The organism is Methanococcoides sp. (assembly GCF_030594565.1).
Classification (GTDB): Archaea; Halobacteriota; Methanosarcinia; order Methanosarcinales; family Methanosarcinaceae; genus Methanococcoides; species Methanococcoides seepicolus.
In genome coordinates, this window is the sequence record NZ_JAUVEY010000008.1 from 1 (window position 1) to 21693 (window position 21693).

The following is a 21693-nucleotide window of genomic DNA, read 5'->3' on the forward strand; positions in this document are numbered from 1 at the left end:
TCCTGTCTACAATCTCAGGACTTCTTGTAGTCTTTTTCTTTTCCAAAAGAAGGTAACTAATGTGTAATAGTAGATGACGATAAAGGAAATTGACAATGTTTGAAACATTAAAACGCATTAATATCCTGGAAAGGATAACAAATCAGGATGTAAAGGGTTTCTCAGATATGAGAAAGTTCTTAATCCTTTGCATCCTTTTTGCGGTGCTGGGCCTTGTAGCAGCCATCGCCATGGTACTTGGTGCATATAATATCTCTTTTGTAGATGTATATGCAACTATCATCGCTAACCTCAGCCCTTTTCAGGATGCATCCAGTATCAATAAACTACATAACACCATAATATGGAACATACGGTTGCCAAGAGTCCTGTTAGCTATTATAGTAGGTGCTGCCCTTGCAACATCTGGTGCGGTCTTTCAGGGATGTTTCAGGAATCCACTGGTCGAGCCCTATATTCTCGGTGTTTCTTCCGGGGCGGCGTTCGGGGCGGCACTGGGGATTGTTTATCCCCATATTTTTCAGTCAATCCAGATATCAGCCTTTATTTTTGCCTCACTTGCCGTTATGGCTGCCTATACGCTGGCAAGAACGCGAGGTCAGACCCCGATCATCACTCTCATACTTGGAGGTGTCATCATTGGTTCTATTTTTTCAGCACTGGTCTCCCTCCTAAAATATACGGCTAATGATTCCTCATTACGTGAGATCGTGTTCTGGTTGATGGGCGGGTTCTACTATGCCACCTGGAATGACGTTGTCATTACCGCACCAATTGTGGGTCTTTCTTTTCTGGTACTATGGATGTATGGCTGGAAACTGAATATTCTCTCAATGGGGGATGAAGAAGCCCGGGCACTGGGTATTAACCCGGAGAAATCCAAGATGATCGTAGTCGCACTTGCAACACTTGTCACAGCGGTTGCGGTTTCAACTGTTGGGATTATCGCATGGGTTGGTCTTATGATGCCCCACGCAACGCGAATGATCCTTGGACCTGATCACAGATTTGTGATACCTTCTGCGGCAATGCTTGGCGGGATCTATCTTATCGTCTGTGATACACTGGCACGGACGCTTACGACTTCCGAGATTCCAGTCGGGATAATTACGTCAATTCTGGGGGCACCATACCTTTGCTATCTTTTGAGAAACAAAGGACGTTCGTTACTTGGGTGATTCTCATGCTACAGGTAAAAGATATCAATTTTAACTATGGATCTACTCCGATTCTTAAAGACATCTCTTTTGATGTTAAAGAAGGACAGCTCTGCGGATTATTTGGTCCAAACGGATGCGGAAAGACCACACTTTTCAAATGCTGCATGAAATTTTTAAAGTCCCATAAGGGTTCCGTGATCATGGATGGTACGGACATCAATGAATGCAGGATCGAGGATATGGCCAAAGTAGTGGCGTACGTTCCCCAGGAGCATAAACCCCCCTTTCCATATCTGGTAAAGGAAGTAGTATTGATGGGAAGAACACCACATCTTGGAGGTTTTTTTGGCGTCAAACGTGCTGATAAAGAAAAAGCACTGGACGCACTTGAACTGCTGGAGATCTCCCATCTTGCAGAACAACCTTACAACCAGTTGTCAGGCGGACAGCGTCAGATGGTGTTGATAGCACGGGCAATAGCTCAGGAGACAAAACTGATATTCCTGGACGAACCTACCTCTGCTCTTGATTTTAGCAACCAGTTAAAAATCTGGAAGCTACTGCGCAAGGTGGCTGATCAGGGAATTACCATCCTGGCGTGCAGTCACGACCCGAATCATGTCTCGTGGTTCTGCGACGACGTGGTGGTTATGAATGAAAATGGGATCATTTGTCAGGGTCATCCCTACCATGTGATCACAGAGTCCGTCCTCGATGAAATCTACCAGGGTATGTGCACAGTCAGGAGTCTGGATGGGACTAATATGATATTGCCTCGTGATGTGGCAGTCAAAGAGAAAGACGGGACGTCAAGACACATGCCGGCGCTTCGGAGAGATGTAGAATAAACGGATGAATTACATGGATGAAAATACGATTGATTGGAATAAAGTCTGGAAAAACCAGATGCTAAAGAACATTGAATCGAAGTGTGCCGTTGAGTGTGCTCGAGTATGGAATAATAAGGAACGAGCAACGCAATACTGGAATGCGGTGCAGAATAACAAAGAACAAAACCAGAAGACCATCGAGGGACTTGCCCTCACACCGGATTCCCGAATACTGGATATCGGTGCCGGGCCAGGAACACTTACGATTCCGATATCCCCTCAGGTAACTCATGTAACTGCAGTAGAACCCTCTGAAGGTATGATGGGTGTGCTGCAGGACAATATCGCAGAGTATGATGCCGACAATATCACCTGTGTTCAGAAGCGGTGGGAAGATGTTGAAATAGAAGCCGACCTTGACGGGCCTTATGATGTGGTCATAGCCTCTTACTCCTTAGGTATGCCTGACATCAGGGAATCGATCCAGAAGATGATAGACGCCTCCTCGAGATATGTCTACTTATACTGGTTTGCCGGCCCCCCCTCATGGGACACCAATTACAAGGCACTCTGGCCATCCCTCCATGAGGGCGATTATCACCCAAGCCCAAACTGCGATGTGATCTACAATGTGCTCTATCAGATGGGCATCTACCCCCATATGCAGGTCTTCCCGGTAAATCATTTCAATCGTTTTCAGTCGATTGAAGAGGCTGTTGAACATTTCAGATCCTACTACAATATCACTACAGACCATCAGGAATCGGTTCTTAAGAGTTACCTTGAAGACGTTCTTGAAAAGGATGATAATTCCCTAGTCATGAATGGATCATATACTTCTGTGAAGATGTGGTGGGAAAAACAGACCGGTGAGTGATTGCTTAAATTTATTTATACATTATATCAAAAAAGAGGATATGAAAATGAAACCTAATTTACAGTATTGCGTTCTTGTTACTTTATTGTTGAGCGTCCTGCTGAGTGCAGGATGTATGGGAAATGCAAGTGATGATATCGCAGTATCCCAAGAGCAGTACCGGACAGTTGTCGATAGTCGCGGAGTTGCTGTGCAGGTACCAATAGATATTGAAAAGGTTGTCACGATCAGCGATGGACTGGTTGAGGGGGTTATGACCACAATCGGTGTCCAGGATACTCTTGTGGGCGTAGGGTCCAGTTGTCTTCAGCGAAACTTTAACTACAGCTACGAGACCGTCGGCGGTGAGACATTTGACTATGAGAATGGAATGAATCCGGTCACCTATCTGAACCCTGGGATCATGGACCTTCCTTGTTTTGCAAAGTCCGGTTCTGCGGTGAACTACGAAACACTTGCAAGCCTTGAGCCTGATGTGGTGATCGTCCGTCTGGGTAGCTGTTCACTGCGGTTCATTGATGATGAAGGCACACAAAAAAGCATCGAAACGATTGAATCTCTTGGAATACCGCTGGTCGTTTTATACGGATCAAGTTGCTATGATGATGCAGATGTGTCTACCATCTCGGATGAAATTCGCATCATTGGCCAGGTATTTGACAAAGAGGCCGAAGCTACCAAACTCGCAGAATATCTTGAAAGCCAGGTCGACTTCATAAATGAGCGGACAAAAGATATTCCTGATGAAGAAAAACCTGATGTGCTGATTTTTGGAGCATCACCAAGAGCCCGGAGTGCTGGTGGGGCAGGTCAGGTCTTTGGGCTTGATACGATCGAGTCGTTCTTTATTCAGGACCTCGTTCATGCGAAGAATGGTTTTCAGGAGGCCGGGAACTTCAAGATAGTGAGCGGCGAGCATATATTAGCATTGAATCCTGATGTGATCGTGCTCTGCACTGCATCTGGATACCACCCACCACTTGAACTTTATGAGGCACCTTACTACCAGAATCTGCAGGAACTGGACGCCGTGAAGAACAGACGGGTTGTAGCATTACCATGGTCACCATGCAATTGTGCAAAACGGCTTGAATACCCGATCGATGTAATGGTGATCGCAAAGGGAACGTATCCAGAGCGTTTTGAGGACATTAACCTCGCGGAGTGGCTGCTGGACTTCTATCAGAATGTCTATGGTGTGGACCTCGACACCGCAAAGGAGTTGCGCTCAGCCCAGTGGATGGACTGGACTCTCGAGGATTGTCCCACCTGCGATTAAATTCTTGAATCCATATCAATTGAAATTTGATATGGATTTCAACATTTTTTGGCATATGGATCGTGAGCGGTTTTCACTAACGAGATTTACCTCGACATGTGCACGCGGTAAGGAGTATGAACGATATGAGGACTAACTATGAATGAAAATACAATTGCCTGGAATGATATCTGGAAAGAGCTTATGGATGGCCACCAAAGTTCCGATCACAAAGGCAGCCGTATCAGTCTATGGGACAGCAAAGAAAACGCAGAGCGCTTCTGGAAAAGATCACAGGAAAATAGGGGAAGAGTCGAAAAGACCATAAATGAACTTCCCATAACAGCCGATTCAAGGATACTTGACATCGGAGCAGGACCGGGGAGCCTAGCTATTCCCCTGGCCGAAAGAGTATCCCATGTAACTGCTGTCGAGCCTGCAAAAGGAATGATAGATGTCCTGCAGGAGAACATCAAAACGTACGGCATAGATAATATTAGTTGTGTCAACAAACGCTGGGAAGACCTTGATGTTGAGAACGACCTCGACGGCCCCTATGATGTGGTGATCGCATCATATTCACTGGGAATGCCAGATATACAGGACGCAATACGAAAAATGGAAGCTGCTTCCTCAAAGTATATCTGCCTGTACTGGTTTGCAGGTGAGTCACCCTGGGAATACCATTCACGTATCCTCCACCCTGCCTTATACGGAAAGGAATATGTTGCCGGCCCGAAATGCGATGTACTCTACAATGTACTCTACAATATGGGCATTTATCCAGACATGCATGTATTCCCATTAGAATACACAAACCGCTTTTCCTCAATAGATGAAGCTGTTGACGAATTTAGATCCCGCTATGAGATCGACACGCAACAACAGGAAACTATCCTGCGCGATTACCTGCAGAGCTTGCTTGAAAAGGAAGACGAACTGCTTGTGAACAGAGGATTCTCGACCCGTGTGAAAATATTCTGGGAGAAGAGGTGATCACTTGAAAGTACTGGTATGCGGAAAAGGCGGAAGCGGGAAGAGTACATTGACGGCACTGATAGCCCAATCCATGGTAGCAAAAGGGTTCAACGTGCTTGTAATAGACAACGATGAATCCAATTTTGGGCTTCACCGACAGCTTGGAATGGAACTTCCTGCAGATTTTTTGAATTTTATGGGAGGTAAAAAAGAACTCATTGGGAAAATGATGGAATCATTCCAGAAAGGAGAAGAAAGTCAATTCTTCGAACATAGGTGGAATATCACTGACATACCCGATGACTTTGTAATCAGGAAAGGAAAACTGAACCTGATGGCTGTAGGCAAGATCCATGAAGTCGGTGAAGGATGTGCCTGCCCAATGGGTGCCCTTGCCAAACATTTGTTGAAAAATATTGATACGTCTGAGGACGAATTTGTAATTGTGGATACCGAAGCTGGTATCGAACATTTCGGCAGGGGTGTGGAAGAGGGCTGCGATATGCTTCTCATGGTGATTGACCCCTCCTATGAATCGATCCGTCTTTCGGAAAAGGTCAGTGAACTTGCGAATATTGCAGGCAAAGAACTCTATTTCATATTAAACAGGGCCGAAGGAGACACTAAAGAGATCATGTGCACGAAAGTTCCCGAAAACCGGGTACTTGCAACTATCCCTATATTAGAATCCCTTTTCAGAGCTGGTCTCCTCGGAACGGAATTCCATACTGATATTCCGGAGATCGAAACAATTACCGGGTTCCTGGAAGGACAACAACAGTGAAATGTTGAATGAAAATTTGCCTGAATAAGGGCATACATTAGAAATAAGGTGAGAATATGAGTGTAAAAAAAATAACAATGATGCTATTGGTGCTTGCAATGGTAGGAATAATGGTATCACCCCTGACCCTTGCCAGTCAGGCGGAAGTCACAGGTATTACAAGAAGTGTACCTGCGAATTTTGCTACAGGTGAGGAAATAGAAATAAGCTTGACAATCGAGGGAAATGCTCCGATAATGGTAGGTTTAGTGGAAAACATTCCTGAAGGTTTCAGTTTCCCTAAAAAAGATTCGGACATATCAGATGCCAAACATTTCAAGGTAGATCGGAAAACGGGCAAGATCGTATTTTCCGTAATAGATGAAAAAGAGATCAGTTACAAGGTAATCGCTCCTTCCAGTGCAAAGGGCGATTTTACGGGATACTGGGTGGATCTACTTGTGCAGACACCTGAACTGAATGAAGGCAAAGAACGCTGGAAACCCGTGATCGATCCTACATCATCCAGTCCCAATAAAGGCATGTCTTCATTTGCATCAGATCAGGAAAACATCCCTGTAAGTACGGAACCGAAAACACCCGGTTTTGGAGCAGTGTTTTCTTCAGTTGCAATACTTGCCTGCCTGCTTATGTCTAAAAACAATTTAAATGGAGGGAACAAGAAATGAAATATCCTGCTCTTATGTTCGGTATCTTTATACTGTTCACTGGAATGGTTTTATCTGCTACTGCCGCCACTGCTATGGATTCAAGTCTCCCATGTGCAGGAGGTGACGGGTACATCTCTGAAGATGATCTATCTGAGGCGGTTTGTGACTATATGCTTGGAGAAGGTGAATATTCCCTTGATGATGTCGGAGACGCAGCATACATCTATAAATTCTGGGATGGAAAACCCAAGACAATAACAGACCAACATGATCGTAAGGTTACCTTTTACAGACCAATTGAAAGAATCATTACAACAAACCCAGACAATTCACGAATGATCATAGCCCTTGGTGATCTGGATAAAATGGTAGCAACCGATGAGTGCACTCGTTCGGGATGTGTGCTTTACAGAGATATAAATGATGAAAAGATCGCCGTAGAAGCATGGGAATCCCTCCAGATCCACGATGGTGGACAGCTTGACGACCTTCCAGAGACAAATACCCGCAAGGAGATCGATTACGAAACAATGGCAATCCTGAAACCTGACGTGGTGATCGACACTCTGTGGTACAGCAGAGGCGATGCGGTTGAAGAAAAAGTGGGTTGTCCTTGTGTGGACGCTGGGGCTGGTTTTACCTTTGAGGAAATGTTCGATCATATGCAGCTTATGGGCGAGATACTCGATAAGCAGGAAAGAGCCGATGAACTCGAAAACTTTGTCCAGTCCAAGATCGATATGGTCAAATCAGTAACAGATCAGCTTGACGAAAGCGAGATCCCTACGGTTTACTTTGCTCCAAGAGGTGCAAAGAAAGGCTTTTATGATGCCGTGGAAGGTAGGGACTTTACCAGAACTGAAGCAACCTACGAACCCCTGACTATTGCAGGTGGAAACAATGTTGCAAAGGACTGTACCGGAGACAAGATCAATGTGGGTCCGGAGCAGATCGTAGTCTGGGAACCGGATTACATTTTCGTTGCCATGAGTACCTCCGTTGAGGTCAGCGGAGTGCAATTTGTTATGGATACACCCGAACTCTCGGAAATTCCTGCGGTCAAAAACAATCATGTTTATGATTGCTTCTACCCCTACTGCCGTGGAAGACCGATAGACCGCAGCCTTATGAACATGTTCTACATGGCAAAGTGTCTCCATCCTGAAGAGTTCAAAGACATGGACTTGGAAGCTGAGGGAAATGAAATCTATAAAGAGATCCTTGGTGCGGACGGAGTATTTACTGCCCTTGTTGAATACCAGCCATTCCCAAAGCAGGTCTACTAATATGCATATGCGTGATATAACACATATCTGGAGGAATGATAGTGAAATATCTGGAAATTCTTCTGAAGACTAAAATGCCTGAAAAGAACAAAGACCTGCCCGATCAACATCAGACCGAATACAGGCATTACATTGGAAGAAAACTCATTATTATGGGTTTTCTTCTTTTTCTGGTAATTTTCCTTACGGCATTTATAGTCACACTGGGACCTCTGGAAATATCAGTAGTTGAAGTCTATCAGATCCTGCTTGCAAAATTTTTACCGGGATATTTCGACACTGCAGGACTGCAATCACAGATCGTCTGTAATATTCGTCTTCCAAGGATTATAGGGGGCTTAATGGCCGGTTTCGGATTAGGGATTTGTGGCTGTGTAATGCAGGCTGTACTCAAGAACCCCCTGGCAAGCCCTTTTACGCTCGGGATTTCTGCAGGTGCTCATTTTGGAGTTGCTATTGCAGCAGTACTGGGTGTCGGGGTCATAGGCGGACCTTACCTGCTTATCGGGAACGCGTTTGTATTTTCGATGCTCTGCGCCTTATTCATAATCGCACTTTCAAGTTTTAAAGGGGCAACTTCCGAAACCTTGATCCTTGCAGGGATCGCCCTGAATTATCTCTTCAGTTCGCTAAGCAGCTTGCTCCAATATTTTGCAACAGATGAGCAATTGCGTGTAATGGTAAGCTGGGGAATGGGTGACCTTTCGGCATTTTCCTGGTGCAATTTCCATCTAATCCTGTGGATCTTTCTCATTTGTACTCCCCTTCTCTATCTGAAAGCCAAGGATCTCAATATTATGACTATCGGAGATGAAAATGCCAAAAGTCTGGGAATCGATGCAAACAGGGTCAGGATGCTTGGTATGTTAATAGCAAGCCTGCTTACCGCAACGATTGTCTGTTTTACAGGGACGATCGCTTTCATAGGGCTGGTTGCACCACATATGGCAAGAATGCTCATCGGCTCGGATCATAAGTATCTGTTCCCCGCAGCAGGAATTATGGGAGCGCTGGTCCTAATCTCCGCCGATGCAATAGGAATGAACATAATAAGACCAACAATCATCCCTACCGGAATCACAAGTTCCCTGCTAGGAGTGCCGTTTTTCATGTATCTGATACTAAAAAAGAAAAGAAAGGAGTTCTGGTGATATGGTCAAATTAAATATAAAAAACATGAGTTTCGGATATGCCAGCACTCCTATATTTGAGGATGTTTCAATTGATATACAGACCTCAGAGCTAGTAAGTATTGTAGGGCCTAACGGTGCCGGGAAATCCACGCTGTTAAAGTGCATCAACCGCATCCTGACTCCTGATTCGGGAAACCTGTACCTTGACGGAAAAAACCTTCATGAAATGAGAAGACTAGAGGTTGCCAAAAACATTTCCTATGTGCCTCAAAGCTCAAAAAGGGTTTTTTCGAATACTGTTTTTGAAACGGTTCTTATGGGAAGGCGTCCTCACCAGGGATGGTTCAGTAACAAAGGCGATGAAGAAAAAGTATGGGAGGTGCTTGAAGAACTGGAGATCAAGGATCTGGCGCTTGCCATGTATGACGAACTTAGTGGAGGCCAGCAACAAAAAGTCCTCATCGCAAGGGCACTGGCTCAGGACACTGGTGTTATACTGCTCGATGAACCTACCAGCAATCTGGATATCCGGCACCAGCTGGATGTAATGGATATCACGAGGAAACTTGTTAAAGAAAGGAACGTGGCTGCCATTATGGTTGTACATGACCTGAATCTGGCATCCAGATATTCAGACAGGATAATTATGATGAGAAATGGAAAAATAATCTCAGTAGGAGAACCTGACTCAGTGCTTACGTGTGAAGATATAGCCCATGTCTACGGTGTTAACGCCGAAGTGATTAATCGCAATGGGGGAAGGCCGTATATTATTCCCATAAGTTCTATAAGATAAAATCGAAGGAGGAAATGAAAATAATGGAAAAGATTGACTGGAATGATATCTGGAAAAACCAGATGCTAAAGCAGATAGGGTCGCACCAAGCTGTAGATTGCGCCTCTATATGGGAGGAAAAGGAGAATGCAAAGCGCTTCTGGGAGATGGCTCAGGAGAACGGTGGAGAGCGGATTAAAAAGACCATAAGTGGTATTTCGATTTATTCAGACTCCAGAGTGCTCGATGTTGGTGCCGGGCCCGGGACTCTGGCAGTTCCACTTGCAGAAAGAGTGGCCCACGTTACTGCTGTTGAACCCTCAGAAGGCATGATGAATGTGCTGCAGGACAACATATCGGAGTATGGAACCGACAATATCACCTGTGTGCAGAAGCGGTGGGAGGATGTGAATGTTGAAGAGGATCTTGGAACCCCTTACGATGTAGTCATAGCTTCGTTTTCTCTTGGTATGCCCGATATCAGGGAATCGATCCAGAAGATGATAGACGCCTCCTCGAGATATGTCTACTTATACTGGTTTGCCGGGGAACCCTCATGGGACATCCATTACAGGGCACTCTGGCCATCCCTCCATGAGGCCGATTATCAGCCAGGCCCAAAATGCGATGTGCTTTACAATGTGCTCTACCAGATGGGAATCTATCCCCATATAGAGGTCTTCCCGCTTGAGCATGTCAACCGTTTTTATTCTATGGACGAGGCTGTTGAATATTCCAAGTCGCACTACAAGATTACCACAGACCGTCAGGAATCAGTTCTCAGGGATTACTTGGAGGGCGTTCTTGAAAAGGACAATGATTCCCTGATTATGCGAGGTTCGACTACCCGTGTGAAAATGTGGTGGGAAAAACCGACAGATGAAAACTGTATCTGATTTATTTGCATGTTGTGCCACAAATGAAGAGTTTAAAATGAAACGTAATTTGGCTCTGTAGAAGTCCCACTAATGGTTTTGTGACGTTTGAAGGAGAATGATGAGCATGAAAATGAGTGAAGAAATACAGGAAATGATAAACGAGAATGTGGTCCATCTGGCAACTACATCCAATGATGGTAGACCGAATGTAGTTCCAATAGGTGCCATACGTACGATAAGTGACAGCGAGTTACTGATTGTAGATGTTCTATTTGACAAGACCAAAAAGAACCTGCTTGAGAACCCCCATGTAGCGATTGCTGTCGAAGTGCTGGAAAAGGAAACACCAAGTGCATACCAGCTCAAAGGGCAAGCAAAGATTTTCACAAGCGGTGAGATCTTTGAAAAGGCAGAAGAAATGGTGGTAGAGCTGCGAAAAAGACATTCGCGCCATTCTGACATAAAAGTGAAATCCGCGGTTATAGTGGAAGTGGAAGAGATATATTCAACTGTCCGCCACAAAAAGGGGGGAGAATAAAATGAAAGTATTGGATACCATTCCAGAAATCAGTTCAGAACCGCTGGATAGGATGGTAAAAGGTTGTGAAGCGTTCCATACCCTCTTAACAGCCCTTGATTTTGATCTCTTCGATCTGCTCGAAGAGTCAAAGACAGCAGAGCAAATATCCTCTGAGGTCTGTACCGATACATCCCTGACCGGGAAGTTCCTGAATGCTCTGGTAGCATTACAGTTCCTCTCAAAAGAGAATGGTAAATACACGAACACAAAGCTTGCCTCGACCTTTCTTGTGAAGGATAGTCCGTTTTATCAAGGAAATTTACTCAGACTTTCCGGAAGGAACTCTGACAATCGGTCAATGTTGAATTCCATCCTGAAAGGAGACGTGTCGGAAGCGAAGGAAGGAAGGTTTGAAGATGTATTCGATTCCAGCTTTATTCTGGCAATGGCTGAAGGTTCAATGCGGGGAAGCCTTCATCGAACCATAAAAGAAGTGTCAACCCTTCCTGAATTTCAGAAAGCAAGAACGCTTCTTGATCTTGGCGGCGGGCATGGGCTCTATGCAATAGCATTTGCTGAGACAAATCCAGACCTTGAAGCCACAGTATTTGACCTGCCACATGTGACTGAAGTTACAAAAGAGTTCATCGAAAGGTATGATATGAACGACAAGGTCGGAGTCATTGGAGGAAACTTCTTTGAAGATGAGATTGGAAGCGGTTATGACATAGTCTTTGCATCTGATGCCTTCTATCGAAAGCCGGATGTGCTTCCAGGTGTTTTGAAGAAGGTATACGATGCACTGAACAATAACGCTTCAGTAGTGCTCAAGCACTGGATTTTAAACGATGAGCGAACTGCTCCTCCCACATCTGTCCTCTTTGATCTGAATCTATCCTTGCGAGGGGATATGCACCACATCTACACTGAAAGCGAGTGTATTGAGCTATTAGAGAATGCCCAATTTTCAAATGTCCGTGTTCTGGACATATCCTCTCAAACGAGCCCATCTGTGCTCATCATAGGAGATAAGGAAGTGCAATAAAATGAAAATAGAAATACAAAAAATAGATGATACTGAAGGTTTGGAAACCCCCGAGGGTGTGATGAAACCATTGTTATTTGGTGAGAGATTGCTTTGTATGCATCTTGAGATCCCAGCAGGTCTTGAGGTCTCTCCTCATGCCCACCCTACGGAAGGTATAATATATTGCCTGAGTGGCGAGCTGGTGGTGGAATCAGGAAATGAAACCGTGACAATAGGCAGTGGAACTGCAATGCTGGTGCCACCTGATACAGTGGTGGGCATTAAGAATCAACAAAATGCAGCAGTAAATGCGATACTGGTCTCATCTCCGCCATCCGTGAAGTCGGTTGAGGAACTTAAAAATCTTCTAAGGCATCATGATGAGGGCGATAAAAGTTGAGTAGAACTAGAAGAAGAGTCTACTCTACTTTTTTTTATCAAACTTTTATCGACTCAATCAAACTAAGAACACTTATATTTATTTTGACTGGCAAAGTTGGGTTATTAAATCATCCGCATCGAATACAGCGTACACTCCTTCCGCCCACATCCCTGAGACTCTGCGGCTGCATGCACGCCTCAGACCTCTCGGGACACTGATGGTAAAAGCTACAACCCTGCGGCATCCCTTTACGGTATAATTCAGCAGAGAAATTTACTCCGGAATCCTTCACTTTTAGTGATCCATCCATCATTTTTGTATACGGATGGAGGGGGTTGTCAAAAACGCCTTTCCCCTCTTCCACGATCTGACCAGCATACATAACAGCTATCCGGTCGCCCATAACCTTTGCAACCTCAAGGTCGTGTGTTATAAAAAGGAATGACATCCCATATTCCTTTTGAACCTCTTTTAGAAGTGTCAGCACCGCTGCTTGCACCGATACATCAAGCATTGATGTAGGTTCATCACATACTATGAAATCCGGGTTTAAAGCAATTGAACGGGCAATAACTGCTCTCTGGAGCTCGCCCCCACTTAGTTCATGCGGGTACCTATGTTTGTGTTCTTCCTGCAATCCAACCTTGTGGATAAGAGTATCGACATGAGAATCGATTTCACCCCGAGTCAATGAATTCTGAATTAGAAAAGGCTCGGCAATAGATCTTCTAATTTCCCATCGCGGGTCAAGGGCATCTTCGGGGTGCTGCGGGATTAACTGGAAATTTTTTCTGAGATTCCTGATTTCTGAGTTTTCCATTGCGGTCAGTTCCTTTTCCTTGAAAAATACTTTACCATCAGTTGGATCAGTTTGAATCAGCAGCAATTTTCCAAGTGTGGATTTTCCACACCCGCTCCCTCCAACAAGTGAAAGGGTTTCGCCGTCATCGATTCTGATGTCAACTCCCTCAACGGCGATGGTTTCCTCTTTTGAAAAAAAACCGGATTCATATATTTTCTTCAGATTGACACCCTTAATCATAGAGCCAGCACCTCACGATGTTTCCTTTTTCGTCCTTCACCGGAGGTTCGGTGAGACATTGTTCTGTTACATGTTCACAACGGGGGTGAAAGCGACAGCCTTTGGGAGGTTTAATCATACTGGGGGAATCTCCTCCAATAGGCTTCAGTCCTCTGGATGGGAGGGAGTTTAAAAGTGCTTTTGAATACGGATGCAGAGGTGAATCGAAGAACTGTCGTGCATCGCATATTTCCAAAATTTGGCCACAGTAGTTCACTGCAATTCGATCTGCCACTTTCCTGGCAAACGCAAGATCATGGGTGATTAGGAGAATCGATTTTCCTTCTTGCTTAATTTTTTCAAATATATTAGCAATACTCTGTTTTTTTATTGCATCCACTCCTTTCGTAGGTTCATCTGCAATAATCAATTCAGGACTTGTGGATGTACCCATTGCTACAAGTGCTCGTTGCAGCATCCCACCGCTGTACTGGTATGGATACTCTTTTGAACGAACCTCTGCAGGTTTAATATCAAAATATTCTAGAAGGGAATTTACTTTTTTCAGGGCAACGCTTTTTTTTAAGCCAAAGTGAAGTTGCATTGGTTCTGCAATCTGGTCCCCTACTCTTAAGCTTGGATTCATGGCTGTGGCAGGGTTTTGCGGGATCCATGCTATCTGTTTCCCACGAATCTTTCTCATTTTCTCTTCTGGGAGGTCAAGGAGATTCACCCTGTTAAAAATGATCTCCCCTTCCAGATGAACGTTTCTTGGAAGAAGACGTAGTACTGCAAGACCAAGGACCGATTTACCACTTCCACTTTCCCCAATTAATGCAAAAGTTTCATTTTTCCGGATTGACAGACTGGCACCGTCAACTGCCCTGACAATTTCATCTTCCAGCAAAAAATGGACGGAAAGGTTATTTATCTGCAGGATGTCTTCCATATGTTACACTCACATCTTTCTTTTTAGTTCAGCATGTCTTATACGCTGGTCCATCATATCCCTCAGTCCATCTCCAAGGAAATTAAATGCAAGCACTGTGATCATGATCATAAGTCCCGGGAAGATCATGATGTAAGGTGCTTTTATGAGGAAAACACGTCCATCATTGAGCATCGACCCCCATTCAGGAATTGATGGCTGCACACCAAGCCCAAGAAAACTTAAGCCCGCTGCAGTGAGGATGACATTGCCAATCCCCAGTGATGCAACAATGAGAAGAGGGGGGAGGATATTTGGAAGAACATGACGTGTGATCGTGTACAGGTTTCCTGCTCCAAGCCATCGTGATGCCTCAACATAAGGGCGGGCCTTGATGTCCAGTGTTGATCCTCGTGCAACCCTGGCAAACGTTGTCCATTGTACTACAGTGAGGGCAACCATCAGGTTAAACACCCCCTGACCTAGAAATGCGGTAACCCCAAGTGCAAGAAACATACTAGGGAATGCAAGGAAGCCATCTACTATTCGCATTATTAACTCATCGACAACTCCTCCATAATAGCCGGCAGTTATTCCCAGGAGAATCCCGATAATGAGAGAGATAACTGTTACTGAAACACCGATAAAGATGGATACCCTCGATCCGAAGATAACTCGACTTAATATGTCCCGTCCAAGATGATCTGTACCAAAGGGGTGCTCATAACATGGTTTTATCAGACGTTCGTCAAGATCTTTCTGATTAGGATCGTATGGAGCAATGAAATCAGCGAACACTGCTAGAAAAAGCAGTATACACAGAATGCAAAGCCCAATTTTAATGCTTCTGTTCTTACTTATTCCTCTCATACGTAATCCTCGGGTTCAGCCATGTATATAGTATGTCCACCAAAAAGTTCGCCACAACGAAGACCATTGCAACAAAGAGTATTGAACCCTGGATCATCGGATAATCCCTTGAATATATTGATTCAACGACAAGTCTGCCTATTCCTGGCCACCCGAATATGGTTTCAACGATCATTGAGCCGTTCAGCATAAAGCCTATACTCAGACCGATCATAGTGACTACCGGAATAAGGGCATTTTTCATTGCATGTTTCATGATAACAGTAAGCTCAGAAAGTCCTTTTGACCGTGCTGTCCTGATATAATCCATTTCCATCACCTCAAGCATGCTTGATCTCATCATCCTCATTATTACTGCAGCAGAACTGGTGCCCATTGTTAAGGCAGGAAGTATCATATGTCTAATGTCTCCGCCTTCTCCGATTCCTGCTGCCGGTAGCCATTGCAGGAACACTGAAAAGAAAAGGATTAAAAGGTATGCCTGCCAGAAGTTTGGAATTGAAACCCCAATAAGGGAGACGAATCTGCTCAGATCATCGCTGATGGTGTTGTATTTCAATGCGGCAAGAATTCCTACGGGTATTGCAATAATGAGGGCAATTGCCAGGCTAAGGGCTGAAAGTTTCAGGGTATTTTTAAATGCGTCAATAATTGTTTCAAGCACTAGCCGGTTTGTCATATACGAATATCCAAAATCACCATGGACTGCCTTTTCAAGCCACAAATAATACTGGATATGCAATGGTTGGTCAAGTCCCATCTTTACCCTGAACTCTTCGACAGCTTTTTCATCTGCTCCTCCCAGGGGACTTGTCATAAGAATTTCAGCGGGATCCCCGGGAGCTATGTAAATAAGAGAGAAACTTAGAATTGATATGAATAGCAAGCTAGGTACAAGGTACAGCAATCTTCTTAGAACATACCCCCTAATCTGCATTATCCCCTCATCTCTTTTTTCCGATGATCATGTATGGAGTCTTGGGATTATTAATGTAGTAATTAAGCTTCCCACTACGTTTTTGAAAATCCCTGTATTCCAGAAGGTACTGATAAGAAACCCCATCGAATCCGCTATTTACCAGAAGCGAAGATACATCCTCGGGGGCGTTTTCATGATATAATGGTAGTTTATGTTTAACTCCACTGTAGTATTGTTCAAAGATACCAGGGTTATGTATATTGTTGATACTGTTTGCACATCCTGCAACAACCTTCCTGATAGAGTTGCTGATAGAGGGTTTAAACCATGTGCCGTCAATTGCAAGTATGATGCCTTCAGGTGATAGCAGACGCTGGCATTCATGAAGAAATGCGTCCGGGGATGGAAGGGTCCAAAGGAGATATTTGCTAACGATCAGGTCAAACTGTCCGTCCATAAATGGGAGCTTTTCTGCATCACCATGGTAGAAATCGATTGTCGCACCCTGATCATAAGCCTTTTGCTTCGCTTTTTTTAGCATTTCACGTGATATATCAACAGCAATGACGGAATGCCCCATCTCTGCAAAGGCAAGTGCCATATATCCGGGTCCTGTCCCCACATCAAGGACGTTCATTGTTCTTTCATGTGGTAAAGCACTGGTGAGAATGTTCTTCCAGATCAACTGCTCTTCATCTTCATAGGCCTTCAGTTCGGTATGATAAGTGGCACTTCGCCAGTTCCAGTATTCTTCGATTATTTCTTTCATACAATTTAGATCCCGTAATTTAAAAAAATAAAAAATAAAAATTTCAGCTTTACTCCTGGAGGAACATATCCTTTGTCATAAAGCTGATCTCATTTGGAAATATCTCGTATCCTTTAACTTCAGTACTCTGTGCCACCAGTTCATTTGAATAGAATACGAATATTTCAGGCGAGTCCTCGACAATCTGGGACTGGACCTTATCATATATCTCCTTGCGGACGTCCTGGTCCATTGTAGACCTTGCATCCACTATCCACTCATCGACTTGCGGGTTGGAGTAATGTGTCCAGTCCGAACAGATGTTTTCGGTTGAGACAAAGTGCTTTGTGAGGAAGTAGTCCGGATCACCTGACGGTGCAACACCCCATGCATAAAGGGCAAGGTCATAGTTTCCATCTGCCATATCGGCCTGAATGGCACTGCTTTCGGCGATCTTTACACTTGCACTGATCCCAATAGCTTCAAGCTGGGCGGCCATTGCTTCAGCAGAGGGCTGGAGTTCTGGACGTGACGAATAGGTTTGGATTTCAAGGGTGAAGGGTTCACCATTGTACACGAGTTGACCTTCATCGTTTGAGGTTATGCCTGCTTCAGCAAACATTTCCAGAGCTTTTTCTTTATTGTGTGGATAGCCCTCAAGTTTGTCGTTTGCCGACCATGCCAGGATATTCGGGAAGATGCTTTTTGCAGGTTTTCCTCCAACACCTTCAAGTGCTGTGTTTACCAGTTCTTCACGGTCGATTGCATAGTTAATTGCCTGCCTGACCTTTACATCATTGAGCGGAGCTTTTTCACAATTTACATACATGAAATAGGTTCGCAGTGTTTCTTTTGAAAGTACTTCATGGTTCGGGTTAGCGTTTATAATCTCGAAATGTGCTGGAGGGATGGCCCGTGCAATATCAACGTCACCTGCGGACAACATTAGTGACCTTGCTATTGGATCTTTATTATACTGGAATTTCACACCATCTAATTTGACTACCCCGCCCCAGTAATTAGGATTCTTCTTTACAGTAAGGCTGGCACCGGTCTGGAAACTCTCAAACATGAATGGTCCGGTCCCAACAGGTTGGGTTTCGATATCAACGGCTTTTGGGCTGACTATGGAGACTACCGGATCGGTAAGACTTGCGATTGTCGGTGCATAGGGCTCTTTTGTTGTGATGATCACAGTATATTCATCTTCTTTTGAGATGTCCTCTATGAAGTCGTATTCCACGTGTCTGCTATTGTTTTCATCTCTAACCCTGTTGATCGAGAAAATCACCGCATCTGCATTCAAAGGAGCCCCATCATGGAATTTTACACCTTCTCTCAGGTATATCTCCCAATTTGTATCGTTGATAAGATCATAACCGATTGCCAGTTCTGGCTGCAGTTCCATCTCCGGATCATAGCTGAAGAGAGTTTCATAAATGCCTGCCTTTCTGACGTACCAACCCTCCCATCCATATCCGGGATCAAGGTTACCACCTTTATCGGGTCCAAACACCATTGCAGCATTTAGGATTGCCGGTTCTAAAGATTCATTCTGTGTATTTTTTTCCTGTTCCCCTAAGTCCGCACAGCCAGCACTAATTATGCTGACAATGAGGATTGCTCCCATGAGCAAAATGGGCATCCTTTTAGTCAATCTTGTAAGTTTTTCGATATGCAAAGTTCCGCCTCCTGGTATTATTATTTTTAAAACAAATTATATTTATTATAATTTTTCATGAATTATGTGTTACATTCTCAATCATAACATTTTATATAAATCATGTGGCAGAGGGTTATTCTTTAAGATTAGGACTTGTACGTGCAAGAAAAGTAACCGATGAATTCTAGGTATGGCTTAACAAGAAAGTGAAGTTCCACAGCAGAAACGTTTTATGGAGCTATGTTGTTCCTTTGAGGTCAGGGGTTTTGGCTCAATACCTTATTGGAAAGAGCAATTAAGAATGAAGCATTAGTAAATTTGTAACTCTATTAAATTCTGTAGTACTAAATCAAATATTTCAAAAAACGTTAAAGTTGTTTTACCCGTGGGGTGAGATAATCCCTGTTAATGCAATCGATTCCAGTGATTTCACAAGTGGGCATTGCAGTTATTACTATTCATGGAGAAACGGGAAGAGAAGAATGAGTTTTGTCAAAACCAGCATTTCAGTTGATGTTACTAAGTTCATTATAACTGGTTACAAATATCTGGAAAACCTGTTCATGATGCAAAACATGCAGAGACATTGTTGTTATAATGTCACTGTAATCGAAGATCAAGACACTATGTCATGGATAAGGGATATGATTCTGAAAAGATCCATGAATTGACAAGAGATAAACTTGGTTCAACAGCAATGATTCCACTGAGAAAACTTGAAAGAAAAAGAATCAAGGGAAGATCTCGAAGAAAAATAAAACATGAATTTGGTGAGTGCTTGTATCATCAACGCAATCTTGTTGAAACGATGTTTTCAGTTTTGAAAAGGAAATATGGAGAGAGTCTTTGTGCAAGGAAGTATAGAAACCAAGTGAAATAAGTGAAGTTCAAAGTCTTGATACACAACCTTGACAGGTATGTCAAGATTGTGTGTTTAGATTATTTGAGGATTTTTACAGATCCGGGAGCTGGTTTTCTGCAGAATTCTTCACACCGTGGCTTTCCTGAATCGATAAGTGCCGATCATCAACATTACTACCGCAGCAACAGCAAGTCCTGCGATTCCTTCAAACGGTATTCCTCCTGTGAACAACTCCCGTATGCTATCTATAGCATAGCTTACAGGATTCAAGTGTGCCATAAACCTTAACCATTCAGGCATGACATCATAGGGCATGAGTGCACTGCTTGTGAAGAAGAGCGGCATGCTCACCATGCTGCTTACTGCCGCATATCCGTCGTGGTCGCTAAGATAAAGGGCTATCGTTGTGGAAATGGACGAAAATAGCACTCCGAACAGAAACAGCGTAATATATATTAGGACAATGTTCATCGGATTTTGCAACCTCACCCCAAGCAGTGTGGCAATTATTAGTATCACGGTTGTCTGGAGCATGCCGCGGGTGGTGATGAACATGATCTTTCCAAAGAGAATGCTCTCCCTGGGTGCAGGCATTGCAAGGAATTTGTTCAGAAAACCCAGCATTTTCTCAAATATCATAAGCGACCCTCCTTGAATTGAGGAGAAGAGCATGGTCATTACCAGTATTCCTGGTGTTATGAATTCAAGATAATTATCTGTGAACTTTGTGGGAAGAGTAAGCCCTACCAGTATAAGCCATGCAGCCGGCATCATAAGTGAACTGAAAACATTTATCCTGCCGCGTGTCCATTTCTTAAAGTCCCTCTCAAAGTAATGTATAATTGCCCTCATGCCCTCCTCCTCAACATACTTCTAAACTTGAATGCATCAAAACCTTCCTCTTCTGCAGTTTTGATATTTTCAAGGAAAACATCGTTCATTGAAGCATCATTCCCAAGACGTTGCTTCAGGTTCTTTGGAGAATCCACAGTTACAATGTTACCTTTGTCGATGATAGCAACCCTGTCACAATACTCATCCGCCTCTTCCATATAGTGTGTGGTCATGAAAATGGTCATGCCTCGCTCCCGTAGCAAGGATATATGTTCCCATATCTTTTTGCGTGCAGCCACATCCAGTCCAAGGGTAGGCTCATCCAGGAACAATACATTAGGTTTGTGCACAAGAGCCTGGGCCAGTTCCAGCCTTCTTCGCATACCGCCGGAATATGTTCTTACAAGGTCATCTGCACGCTCGGTAAGTTCCATCAGTTCAAGTACATTATCCACCTGTTTTTCCCTGTCAGGCACACGGTATATCTTGGCATAGAACCCTACATTCTCACGTCCGGTCAGTTTTATGTCAACTGCCATATCCTGAGGCACATAACTTATGGACTCCCGTACCTTGTTGGGTTCTTTTACAACATCATATCCACAGACCCGTGCTGAGCCGCTATTGGGTGTTAGCAGTGTGGTGAGCAACCGGACAATGGTACTTTTTCCTGCACCGTTTGGACCAAGAAGGCCAAATATCTCATTTCCAACTTCAAGATCTATATGGTCAACAGCACATAGATTCCCGAAATACTTTGTTAAACCATTAATTTCTATCAAATATACCATCTCGCGAACGCATAAATCCCTCTTAAATGTGTGGAATAATAAATCTCACTTGTGTACAGATTGAAAAGTACCTTGATACTTCTGATACGTCTCTTTAATTCCCTCTTTCAGTTTCTCTTCACCACCATACACAACATCTATATCGTTCAGATTCGTGCATGGAGTCGTATAAAAAGGAGAATATGGTTTAAAAGGATTCACCTTCCTCTGGAACGCACATCCAACTGGTCCGTGTATCAGGGGTATGGCATCCTCGATCGCATTTGTAACCAGCAACGCTCCTGAAATCTTGCCTGGTATGGCCGCTATTCCATGTAAAGGCAACGTGCTGTATGTCTTGGCAAACGATTCAAAAAATGGTGATTCGTTCTTAAAAATCTCGTTATTATCCGGAACTTCAGCTATCATTTATTACCTCCATATTGAAACACTACTTGTATTATTTGATCTGTTATCCTCTATTTTCAGACAGGTTTTAAGAGTATATTACAGGCAGCATCTCTTACTGTTCCCATTTAC

23 protein-coding genes and 1 pseudogene are annotated in these 21693 nt (G+C 43.8%); 15 read left to right on the top strand and 9 right to left on the bottom strand.

Annotation, left to right across the window (positions count from 1 at the left end; translation table 11 throughout):
- Positions 1–95 precede the first annotated feature (95 nt).
- The 14 genes from QAS77_RS01375 to QAS77_RS01440 all read left to right on the top strand — a co-directional run bounded on the left by QAS77_RS01375 (position 96) and on the right by QAS77_RS01440 (position 12556).
- Complete coding sequence (locus QAS77_RS01375; protein WP_305063892.1) at positions 96–1178, top strand: FecCD family ABC transporter permease; 1083 nt, start codon at positions 96–98, stop codon at positions 1176–1178.
- Between the two features lie 5 nt (positions 1179–1183).
- Positions 1184–2008, top strand: coding sequence for an ABC transporter ATP-binding protein (locus QAS77_RS01380; protein WP_305063893.1), 825 nt, complete (start codon positions 1184–1186; stop codon positions 2006–2008).
- A 13-nt stretch (positions 2009–2021) separates the two neighbouring features.
- On the top strand, positions 2022–2867 hold the full coding sequence (locus QAS77_RS01385; RefSeq protein ID WP_305063894.1) for a class I SAM-dependent methyltransferase: 846 nt from the start codon (positions 2022–2024) through the stop codon (positions 2865–2867).
- Positions 2868–2913: 46 nt separating this feature from the next.
- Positions 2914–4146 (top strand): ABC transporter substrate-binding protein, encoded by a 1233-nt coding sequence (locus QAS77_RS01390; RefSeq protein ID WP_305063895.1) that lies wholly within the window; start codon positions 2914–2916, stop codon positions 4144–4146.
- A gap of 138 nt (positions 4147–4284) precedes the next feature.
- The gene (locus QAS77_RS01395; protein WP_305063896.1) at positions 4285–5121 is read left to right on the top strand and encodes a class I SAM-dependent methyltransferase; all 837 of its coding nucleotides are present in this window, start codon (positions 4285–4287) and stop codon (positions 5119–5121) included.
- A gap of 4 nt (positions 5122–5125) precedes the next feature.
- Complete coding sequence (locus QAS77_RS01400) at positions 5126–5887, top strand: ATP-binding protein (protein WP_250869071.1); 762 nt, start codon at positions 5126–5128, stop codon at positions 5885–5887.
- A 56-nt stretch (positions 5888–5943) separates the two neighbouring features.
- A complete protein-coding gene (locus QAS77_RS01405; protein ID WP_305063897.1) occupies positions 5944–6555 on the top strand; it encodes a hypothetical protein in 612 nt (203 codons plus the stop codon).
- A complete protein-coding gene (locus QAS77_RS01410) occupies positions 6552–7823 on the top strand; it encodes an iron ABC transporter substrate-binding protein (protein ID WP_305063898.1) in 1272 nt (423 codons plus the stop codon). Before QAS77_RS01405 ends, QAS77_RS01410 begins: the two co-directional genes overlap by 4 nt.
- Before the next feature lie 41 nt (positions 7824–7864).
- Positions 7865–8974, top strand: coding sequence for a FecCD family ABC transporter permease (locus QAS77_RS01415; RefSeq protein ID WP_305063899.1), 1110 nt, complete (start codon positions 7865–7867; stop codon positions 8972–8974).
- Between the two features lies 1 nt (position 8975).
- Positions 8976–9752: an ABC transporter ATP-binding protein gene (locus QAS77_RS01420; protein WP_305063900.1), complete on the top strand. Its 777-nt coding sequence runs from the start codon at positions 8976–8978 to the stop codon at positions 9750–9752.
- Between the two features lie 14 nt (positions 9753–9766).
- Complete coding sequence (locus QAS77_RS01425; protein WP_331521888.1) at positions 9767–10627, top strand: class I SAM-dependent methyltransferase; 861 nt, start codon at positions 9767–9769, stop codon at positions 10625–10627.
- A 106-nt stretch (positions 10628–10733) separates the two neighbouring features.
- A complete protein-coding gene (locus QAS77_RS01430) occupies positions 10734–11147 on the top strand; it encodes a pyridoxamine 5'-phosphate oxidase family protein (RefSeq protein ID WP_305063901.1) in 414 nt (137 codons plus the stop codon).
- 1 nt (position 11148) lies between these two features.
- A complete protein-coding gene (locus QAS77_RS01435; RefSeq protein WP_305063902.1) occupies positions 11149–12174 on the top strand; it encodes a methyltransferase in 1026 nt (341 codons plus the stop codon).
- 1 nt (position 12175) lies between these two features.
- Positions 12176–12556, top strand: a complete 381-nt coding sequence (locus QAS77_RS01440; protein ID WP_305063903.1) for a cupin domain-containing protein — start codon at positions 12176–12178, stop codon at positions 12554–12556.
- Positions 12557–12665: 109 nt separating this feature from the next.
- Here the strand turns inward: QAS77_RS01440 and QAS77_RS01445 are convergent, their stop codons facing one another.
- The 6 genes from QAS77_RS01445 to QAS77_RS01470 are packed head-to-tail and all read right to left on the bottom strand — an operon-like array spanning position 12666 to position 18705.
- Positions 12666–13580: an ABC transporter ATP-binding protein gene (locus QAS77_RS01445; protein ID WP_305063904.1), complete on the bottom strand. Its 915-nt coding sequence runs from the start codon at positions 13578–13580 to the stop codon at positions 12666–12668.
- Positions 13573–14508, bottom strand: a complete 936-nt coding sequence (locus tag QAS77_RS01450; protein ID WP_305063905.1) for an ABC transporter ATP-binding protein — start codon at positions 14506–14508, stop codon at positions 13573–13575. Before QAS77_RS01450 ends, QAS77_RS01445 begins: the two co-directional genes overlap by 8 nt.
- A 9-nt stretch (positions 14509–14517) precedes the next feature.
- Positions 14518–15357 (bottom strand): nickel transporter permease, encoded by an 840-nt coding sequence (gene nikC, locus QAS77_RS01455; protein WP_305063906.1) that lies wholly within the window; start codon positions 15355–15357, stop codon positions 14518–14520.
- Positions 15341–16294 (bottom strand): nickel ABC transporter permease, encoded by a 954-nt coding sequence (nikB, locus tag QAS77_RS01460; protein WP_331521893.1) that lies wholly within the window; start codon positions 16292–16294, stop codon positions 15341–15343. The genes nikC and nikB overlap by 17 nt, the downstream gene beginning before the upstream one ends.
- 7 nt (positions 16295–16301) lie before the next feature.
- Positions 16302–17045 (bottom strand): class I SAM-dependent methyltransferase, encoded by a 744-nt coding sequence (locus QAS77_RS01465; protein ID WP_305063907.1) that lies wholly within the window; start codon positions 17043–17045, stop codon positions 16302–16304.
- A gap of 49 nt (positions 17046–17094) precedes the next feature.
- On the bottom strand, positions 17095–18705 hold the full coding sequence (locus tag QAS77_RS01470; RefSeq protein WP_305063908.1) for an ABC transporter substrate-binding protein: 1611 nt from the start codon (positions 18703–18705) through the stop codon (positions 17095–17097).
- 287 nt (positions 18706–18992) lie between these two features.
- Between QAS77_RS01470 and QAS77_RS01475 the strand changes: the two are divergent.
- A pseudogene (locus QAS77_RS01475) lies at positions 18993–19645 on the top strand (IS5 family transposase); the annotation flags it as partial.
- Between the two features lie 30 nt (positions 19646–19675).
- Here the strand turns inward: QAS77_RS01475 and QAS77_RS01480 are convergent.
- Genes QAS77_RS01480 through QAS77_RS01490 form a run of 3 tightly spaced genes read right to left on the bottom strand, consistent with a single transcriptional unit; the run spans position 19676 to position 21582 of the window.
- Positions 19676–20401, bottom strand: coding sequence for an ABC transporter permease (locus QAS77_RS01480; RefSeq protein ID WP_305063909.1), 726 nt, complete (start codon positions 20399–20401; stop codon positions 19676–19678).
- Entirely contained in the window at positions 20398–21165 is a 768-nt protein-coding gene (locus QAS77_RS01485) for an ABC transporter ATP-binding protein (RefSeq protein ID WP_442920352.1), read from the bottom strand. The genes QAS77_RS01480 and QAS77_RS01485 overlap by 4 nt, the downstream gene beginning before the upstream one ends.
- Positions 21166–21219: 54 nt before the next feature.
- Positions 21220–21582, bottom strand: coding sequence for a nitrogenase component 1 (locus tag QAS77_RS01490; protein ID WP_305063911.1), 363 nt, complete (start codon positions 21580–21582; stop codon positions 21220–21222).
- Between the last annotated feature and the right edge of the window lie 111 nt (positions 21583–21693).